Source organism: Ruegeria sp. ANG-R (assembly GCF_000813985.1).
Lineage (GTDB): Bacteria > Pseudomonadota > Alphaproteobacteria > Rhodobacterales > Rhodobacteraceae > Ruegeria.
This window is the reverse complement of sequence record NZ_JWLJ01000019.1, coordinates 1-6,570: the sequence shown is the minus strand read 5'-3', so window position 1 is coordinate 6,570 and position 6,570 is coordinate 1. Positions and strand designations below refer to the sequence as shown.

Below are 6,570 nucleotides of genomic sequence, written 5' to 3'. Positions count from 1 at the left end.
CACGCTGCTGAATAAAGAAGGAACCTCAAACCATGGCAAACAAGCATTTCGCCTGCAAAACCGAAGAAGTTCCCACCGATGCGGCCAAGATCGTCACAGTGTCGAACATGCCAATCGGCGTGTTCAAGCTGGATGACGGCTATCACGCATTGCTCAATATCTGCCCCCACAAAGGCGCGGCCCTCTGTGAAGGCCCGATCTGCGGTACAACCCGAGAAACGGGCACAACCGAGTTCATCTATGACCGCCCGGGCGAAATCGTCCGTTGCGCTTGGCATGGTTGGGAATTTGACATTCGAAGCGGTGAGTTCCTCGTGGATTCGTCGATCAAAACAAGACGCTTTGACGTATCAGTCGAGGGAAACGATCTCTTCGTCCATCTGTAAAAATCGAGCTTCAAGAAAAAGATCGAAAGTTTTGGGCAGTTCACTCTCTCCTCCGAGCTGCTTAGAATGGCATTGTCCAAACTTGGGCAATGCCATTTAGGTTTTCTATCTGCAAATCAAGACTGAGGATTTCAGCAGGTAAGTATCCAGAATTCCTTCGAATGACAAAAAAAGACACTCGGCTGAGAACCACGCTCGCCCTTTTACCGCTGGGTTTACTCGCGAATTCTGCATTGGCAGATCGCGACACCTTACCATGGAGTCGGTGCCTTGAGACATTCAAGAATCGAGAGGTGGTTCGCGCAGAACAACTGCCCGCACCTGCTTACACTCCTGAACCGGACAAGAACCAAATCGTCTACCGACCTTCATCGCGTCACGGTCAAACTGGAAAGATGTATACAAAGTGTGAATTCGCTGCGGCTACACCACGGTATGCTCCGAAGAGCGTTTTTCCATATTGGGATCAGGACGCTCCGTAAGGCACCACGGCGACTACGGTTAGTTCAACCAGAAGCGCCTTATCGACCAAACCGGCGACGTTGACCCCTGTCACGGCTGGGCCCGCACCGAAAGAGAAACGACTGCGGCGAGCATCCTGAATAGCATCAAGGTCTTCATCGCGCGCATAGTACATCGTGCAGGACACCGCATCGTCTACGATCGCAACACACCTGGCTCTACAGGATGAAGTAAGAAAGGAAGGGGGAAGATCTTGGTTCCACTTATGGCAACGTCGATACAAGCATTTACGCCAAGGAAAACGCGACGTATTGGACAATCAGGGATGTTACTGGTCGCGAAACTGCAACGCGACGTACATCTGCGTTTGCCGCAAAATTCCAATCGAACTGAATATCAATGCGATCATGTCTCCGAACCCAAGCGCGATCCACAGGATCGCCGCACTAAACGGTGCGTCAGAACTTTGCACTCCTCCCTCCCTTGGGTGCCTCCAATACACACCGAAACACGCGGTGAATAGTGAAGCGAAAATTCACGAGCAGGCACATTCCTTAACCAAAGCAGAATCCCAAATCGGGCAAGACATCCATGTAGCTTTCGCGGACCAAGACCTGCACCAATGGGCTATTGTACCGGATCACAACCAAAATAGGATACCCCGACACGTAATTTTCAACGATTACGTATCGGGACAATGTGGCTTTCTGAATAAGGCCGCCACGGGAGGGAACCTATTTTTTGTTGTGGAAGATAAACCCGATGAAGTTCAGCAGAAGCTGCGCCGCAAGAATTTGTGTGCTTTCGGCTGGATCGTACGCGGGGGCAACCTCAACCAGATCGATGCCAACGACGTCACCACGTTTGCTTAGCCCCTGAAGAATCTCCAGAACATCATAATATTGAAACCCGCCATGGCTCGGAGTGCCGGTGCCTGGAGCGATAGAGGGGCAGAAAGCGTCGATATCGATAGTGACGTAATAGCGACTACCCTCGGGGATGCGGTCCAGAACGCCCTGTGTTCCCAACTTACGGACCTGCCGTACTGACAGAATGTCCGACCCGCGCGCACGGGCATCATCATAGCCCTCTTTCGCGGTGGAGGATACGTTGCGGATACCCAATTGGGTCATGCCCGAGACATAGTCTTTCTCGATGGCCCGACGCATCGGATTCCCATGGCCTTCAGTCACACCATGCCGTTCATCGACAAAATCGAGGTGAGCATCAATCTGGATCACGTGGATCGGACCATTTTTGGCGCAATCCTCTTCATAGGCGCGGATACAGGGAATGTTCACCGAGTGATCACCGCCGATGGTGACCGGAATAGCACCCGCATCCAGGATTTTCTTAACACCATATTCGATATTGGCGTGGCTCTCCTCGGTCTTGGTGTGGATGATATCCGCATCACCCAGATCAACGATGCGCACGTCGCTGCTCAGATAGGTAGCATCGTCCTCGTGGTCATAGGCTCCTGCATGACCAAAGCTGAACAATGTCGATGCCTCGCGGACCGAACGGGGGCCAAACCGTGCGCCGGAGCGGAACTGGCATCCAAAATCGAACGGGGCACCAAGGATTGCTACGTCGGCATCGATTTCATCCCAATTATCTACGTAAGGTTTCTTGCCAAAGGTCGAGATGCCAACGAAAGGCAGGTTCAGGCGACCAGCTTCATAACCATGTCCAGACATGATTTCTCCGTTTCTATATTGATTAACGATAGGCCAGTTCCGGTAGGAACAGGGCGATTTGAGGGAAGGCGACCAGCAGTCCGGTCACTATCAACAGAATGATCAGGAACGGTGGAACGCCGCGGACAACTTCGACAAAAGGTCGGCGGAATACAGCGATCGCCGTGAACAGATTGCAGCCAAACGGGGGTGTTGCCGCTCCGATGGCGACCTGCAGGGTGATCAGCACGCCAACCAGAACCGGATCAAGCCCGGCGGCCTTGATCATGGGGGCGAAGATCGGCACCAGGATCAGGATCACAACGATCGAGTCCACGAACATGCAGCCAACGAAGAATGCGATGTTGATGGCCAGAAGCGTCATTAGTGGCCCGGCTTCGGCCAGACCCAGCGATGCAATGATCTGCTGAGGCACCTGGGCGAAACTCAGCGTCCAGCTAAATGCGGCACCAGCTGCGATCAGAATGAAGACAACCGAGGTAATCGCACCCGTCGACAAGGCGATATCCCAAAGGTCCGACAGTTTGACCGAACGGAAAATGACCAGTTCAAGCACCACCGCATACAGCACGCATATGGCGGCCGCTTCGGTAGGCGAGAAGATTCCGCCGTAGATGCCACCAACGATGATGGCCGGGAAACCCATCGGCCAAAGCGCACGGCGCATAGCAGTAAAACGCTTTCCCCAGTTTTCGCGTGGAAGGACGGGAATATCGTGGCGGTAGGCGTAATACATGCAGTAGATCGAAAAAAGGACAACGATAAGCAGGCCAGGGACGATACCAGCAATGAACAATTGAGAAATCGATGTGCCTGAAACCACGCCATAGATGATCATGCCAATGGATGGGGGGATCAGATAGGCGAGGTCAGCCGCGTTTACGATCAGACCGATTGAGAAGCTGTCTGAATAACCCGATTTCAGCATGCGCGGGCGCATCGCTCCACCGATCGCGACCACAGTCGCCTGAGTTGATCCGCAAACAGCTCCGAACAGAGCGCAGGCCGACGTGACCGAGATCGCCAGCCCGCCTTTGATATGGCCCATAAAGCTCATGACAACGTCAATGAGGCGATTGGCCGAGTGGCCACGTGTGATGATGTCAGCAGCCAGAATGAACATCGGCACGGCTATCAGCGCCGCGGGTTTGACCCCTCCGATCATCTGTTGGATCAGGATCTGCATATTCATGTCGGGGAAATAGATCAGAAATCCCAGCACCGCCGCCGAGATCAGCGGCATTTTCATCGGGAACCCTGCCAGTAGCAGCAGGATCATCACCGCCAGCATCAGCTCTGTCATTGGTTTGCCTCCTCTGAATTTTCTGCTTCTTCGTGACGGCGGATTGCCGCAGCGGTCTCGGGGTCTTCGTAGCTGTCGACCTCCAGATACGAGACATAGACATCTTCCTCTGCGAAATTCAGATTTCGGAGCGCGGTCAGAAGATATTGGAAGGACGTCAGGACCAGACCGATCACCACCCAGACATAGGTCAGATACAGCGGCAATTGCAGCGCTGGGGTGATGCGCCCTCGCGACGCTACTTTCTGGACATATTCGAACGCATACCAGGCCAGAACAGCCATCACCAGCGATGTCGTTGCAGCGATAATGACCATCAACCCCTTGCGGACTTTTATGGGAAGGGCATCATAGATCGCCGACATGCGGATATGGATGCCTTTACGGGTGGCATATCCGAGCCCCATGAAAGTCACGATCACGATCAGGAATTCGTTCAGTTCTTCGGAGAAGTAGATGGATTGGTTGAACACATACCGCCCAAAGACATTGGCGATCGTGTTGGCGGCCATCAGGATGATCCCCCAGCTCAGGATCCAGACTTCGACGCGTCCGATGATCGCATCAATCTTTCCCAGAAAGCCGAAAGGAGTGGCGGTACCGCTTTGCATAGTATCCCTCCCTTATGGAATTCCTCACGCGCAGATCGCGTGAGGAAGTTTCGTGTGTGGTTTGGGATCAGTCGCCCAGCTCTGCCTGAAGTGAATCCAGTAGTTCCTGACCGCGTGGACCAACGATTTCGACATAGGCGGCCGAGGTGCCCGTGCTTTGGGCTCGGAAGGCGTCACGCTCTTCTTCGGTCAGAACAACCAGTCCGATATCGGGCTTGGCTTCCTTGATGATGTCGAGGCGCTTCTGGTTGAAATCCGACACAACTCCGTCGATGAACCCGGTCATGTCAGCCATGGTGTCGCGCACAAGTTGCTGGCGGTCCGGGCTGAGGGTTTCGAACCAGTCGGAACCCGCCACAACTGTGGTGACCAGCTCTTGTTCTCCGGCCCAGATCAGGTGGCTGGTGACTTCGTAGAACTTCATTTCTTCAATGGTCGGGATCGGGTTCACCTGACCATCGACGGCGCCCAGTTGCAGCGCGCCAAAGACCTCGCCAAACGGCAGCGGGGTTGGGCTGGCACCCATGTTCTTGTAGGTTTCCAGCAGGATCGGAGACACCATCACACGCATTTTGAAGTTTTCGAAATCCTCGGGTGTGCGGATTTCACGGTTTGTGGTCCAGACCTGTGCGCCTTCCGAATACATGGTCAGAACTTCCAGGCCACGCTGGCGGAAGTCGTCGTTCAGAGGGCCATAGATGGTTTCCGAACTGCTCAGCATCTTCGACGTAGCGGCTGGGTCAGAGGGCAGCAGATAGGGCAGCAGGAAAACCTGGCTTTCCGGTACGATTGTGCCCAGGTTTCCGATCGAGACATTGGTGAACTGAATAATGCCGTCGGCCGCCTGCTCGACGGTTTCGGTGGGTGTGCCCAAGGTTCCCATCGGGTAAACCGTGACCGTCACTTCACCATCGGTTGCCGCTTCGATGCGCGATTTGAACTCTTGCGCATAGGCATCCATGATCGAACCTGGAATTTCCTCGATGGCAAATTTCCAGTCTTCGGCCAGGGCGGTAAGCGGCGCCATGCTGATCAGCGCTGCGGCCATAGTTGTCTTTGTTTTATTAAAAGAGAATTTCACGCGAATGTCCTCCCATCTCGCTTGGATTTTTTCTGGGAGAGATCACAACACAGGTTTGTACATGAAAAAATATCATATTGCTTATGTTAACATTCTAGTTTTTTATGTAATGGCGCAACACAGAGGCTGACTATTGAAATTACTCAGGAATACACTACTCGAAACATTTGTAGCAGTTGTTGATAGCGGGGGTTTTACGGATGCCCAGTTCGCACTGGGTATCACTCAATCGGCAATCAGCATTCGAATCCGCGATCTGGAAACCGCGCTTGGGTACCGGATATGCGAACGAGGACGTGGTGGGTTTCGCCTTACTGAACGGGGTGAAATCGCCTATAATAAAGCCCGGGACATCCTGCGCAGCGCACGTGACTTTGACGCGGAGTTATTAGAGTTGCGCGGCATCACAACCGGCGACCTAAGGATAGGCGTCATTGATGCCGTTAATACGCTTGCTGAACTGAAGCTTGAAAAATCGTTGAAACAGTTCCTGGACCGACCAAACGAAGTTCGCCTGGAAATTGTCGTTGCTTCGCCGACTGAGCTGACACAGCGACTCATCACCGGTGAATTGCATGTGGCAATCGCTCCATTTCGCAATCAGGTTGCGGAATTGAGCTATACCGAACTGTGTCAGGAAGAGCATCGACTGTATTGTGGACGCGAACACCCGTTGTACGACTTCCCCGATGAACAGATCGATAAGGAAGTCATTGCGCACTATCAGATTTGTCAAAGATCTTACAACATGCTGGACCCACCTAACCTCCAGCTAAATCACCCGAAAGCAATCGTTGCGAACATGGAGGCAATGGCAACGCTTATTGAAACCGGTCATTATCTGGGCCCGCTGCCAGTTCATTTTGTGGAAAGTCGCAGGCAAAGCAAATCCCTCCGGGAACTTGCGCCAAGTCTACTGCATTGGACATCGACGTTCTATCTCGCAACCCGATCCACAAGCCTGTATCGGCGAGCAGTCGAACTTTTTGTCGAAGACTTGGTTCGGTGCTGTGGGTCAGACACTTGA

The 6,570-nt window shown here is 53.2% G+C and carries 8 protein-coding genes; 2 read left to right on the top strand and 6 right to left on the bottom strand.

Translation table 11 applies throughout. The features are described 5' to 3' along the window. Positions 1-32: 32 nt before the first annotated feature. On the top strand, positions 33-386 hold the full coding sequence (locus tag RA27_RS22240) for a Rieske (2Fe-2S) protein (protein ID WP_039544244.1): 354 nt from the start codon (positions 33-35) through the stop codon (positions 384-386). A 466-nt stretch (positions 387-852) separates the two neighbouring features. On the opposite strand, the gene RA27_RS24190 is transcribed toward RA27_RS22240, so the two are convergent. The 6 genes from RA27_RS24190 to dctP form a co-directional block, all read right to left on the bottom strand. Next, positions 853-1,035 carry a RidA family protein gene (locus RA27_RS24190; protein ID WP_152610774.1) on the bottom strand — a complete coding sequence of 61 codons (183 nt, stop codon included), beginning with the start codon at positions 1,033-1,035 and terminating at the stop codon, positions 853-855. Positions 1,036-1,176: 141 nt separating this feature from the next. Further along, positions 1,177-1,320 carry a hypothetical protein gene (locus RA27_RS24515; RefSeq protein WP_193746566.1) on the bottom strand — a complete coding sequence of 48 codons (144 nt, stop codon included), beginning with the start codon at positions 1,318-1,320 and terminating at the stop codon, positions 1,177-1,179. A 262-nt stretch (positions 1,321-1,582) separates the two neighbouring features. Next, positions 1,583-2,548 (bottom strand): agmatinase, encoded by a 966-nt coding sequence (speB, locus tag RA27_RS22235; RefSeq protein ID WP_039544242.1) that lies wholly within the window; start codon positions 2,546-2,548, stop codon positions 1,583-1,585. 22 nt (positions 2,549-2,570) lie between these two features. Then, the gene (locus RA27_RS22230; protein ID WP_039544240.1) at positions 2,571-3,851 is read right to left on the bottom strand and encodes a TRAP transporter large permease; all 1,281 of its coding nucleotides are present in this window, start codon (positions 3,849-3,851) and stop codon (positions 2,571-2,573) included. Beyond that, positions 3,848-4,462: a TRAP transporter small permease gene (locus RA27_RS22225; protein WP_039544236.1), complete on the bottom strand. Its 615-nt coding sequence runs from the start codon at positions 4,460-4,462 to the stop codon at positions 3,848-3,850. The genes RA27_RS22230 and RA27_RS22225 overlap by 4 nt, the downstream gene beginning before the upstream one ends. Positions 4,463-4,529: 67 nt before the next feature. Next, positions 4,530-5,543, bottom strand: a complete 1,014-nt coding sequence (dctP, locus tag RA27_RS22220) for a TRAP transporter substrate-binding protein DctP (protein ID WP_241484133.1) — start codon at positions 5,541-5,543, stop codon at positions 4,530-4,532. A gap of 133 nt (positions 5,544-5,676) precedes the next feature. Between dctP and RA27_RS22215 the strand changes: the two genes are divergently transcribed. Continuing rightward, the gene (locus RA27_RS22215) at positions 5,677-6,570 is read left to right on the top strand and encodes a LysR family transcriptional regulator (protein ID WP_039544230.1); all 894 of its coding nucleotides are present in this window, start codon (positions 5,677-5,679) and stop codon (positions 6,568-6,570) included.